The following is a 1,208-nucleotide window of genomic DNA, read 5'->3' as shown; positions in this document are numbered from 1 at the left end:
CGACCAAGCTTCCGACCAGCCCGCCAATTCCAGTCGGAACGGGCAACCATCTGGTCGTGAAGGTGTCGTCGAGCAAGATTGCCACGCCAAAAGCGGGCGACTCCGCTCCAAGTGTTGGCGTAATCAATCCATATACGCCGGGCAGCAACATCCCGGGCGTTGATCCGGTGGTTAACAAGTACATCGGGATTTACGAAGTAGACAGCAACAATAAAGTGGTGAAGTTCACCCTAATTGTGCTGGGCAAAGGGGATGTTCGTCCGCAGCCGGAAGCGGCGCCGGAGCTGTATCCAACGCCTGTACCAGAACCAGGGGATGAGCCTGATACGACCAAGCTTCCGACCAGCCCGCCAATTCCAGTCGGAACAGGCAACCATCTGGTCGTGAAGGTGTCGTCGAGCAAGATTGCCACGCCAAAAGCGGGCGACCTCGCTCCAAGCGTTGGCGTAATCAATCCATATACGCCGGGCAACAACATCCCGGGCGTTGATCCGGTAGTCAACAAGTATATCGGGATTTACGAAGTAGACAGCAACAATAAAGTGGTGAAGTTCACCCTAATTGTGCTGGGCAAAGGGGATGTTCGTCCGCAGCCAGAAGCGGCGCCGGAGCTGTATCCAACGCCTGTGCCAGAGCCTGGAACTGATCCCGATACGACCAAGCTTCCGACTGATCCGTCCATTCCGGTAGGAACGGGCAACCATCTGGTCGTGAAGGTGTCGTCGAGCAAGATTGCCACGCCAAAAGCGGGCGACTCCGCTCCGAGCGTTGGCGTAATCAATCCGTATACGCCGGGCAGCAATATCCCGGGCGTTGATCCGGTGGTTAACAAGTACATCGGGATTTACGAAGTAGACAGCAACAATAAAGTGGTGAAGTTCACTCTGATCGTACTGGGCAAAGGGGATGTTCGTCCGCAGCCAGAAGCGGCGCCGGAGCTGTATCCAACGCCTGTGCCAGAGCCTGGAACTGATCCCGATACGACCAAGCTTCCGACCAACCCGCCAATTCCAGTCGGAACAGGGAACCATCTGGTCGTGAAGGTGTCGTCGAGCAAGATTGCAACGCCGAAGGCGGGCGACTCCGCTCCAAGCGTTGGCGTAATCAATCCATATACGCCGGGCAGCAACATTCCGGGCGTTGATCCGGTGGTCAACAAGTACATCGGCATTTACGAAGTAGACAGCAACAATAAAGTGGTGAAGTTC

Annotated in this window: 1 pseudogene; it reads left to right on the top strand. The window is 55.8% G+C overall.

The annotated features are described in order from the left end of the window. Positions 1-1,208: pseudogene (locus JFN88_RS22395) on the top strand (hypothetical protein); the annotation flags it as partial.

Origin of the sequence: Paenibacillus roseus (assembly GCF_016424485.1) — a bacterium.
In the GTDB taxonomy this organism is placed as follows: domain Bacteria; phylum Bacillota; class Bacilli; order Paenibacillales; family Paenibacillaceae; genus Paenibacillus_D; species Paenibacillus_D roseus.
The sequence above is the reverse complement of the archived record's forward strand: the minus strand, read 5'-3'. Positions and strand labels throughout refer to the sequence as shown.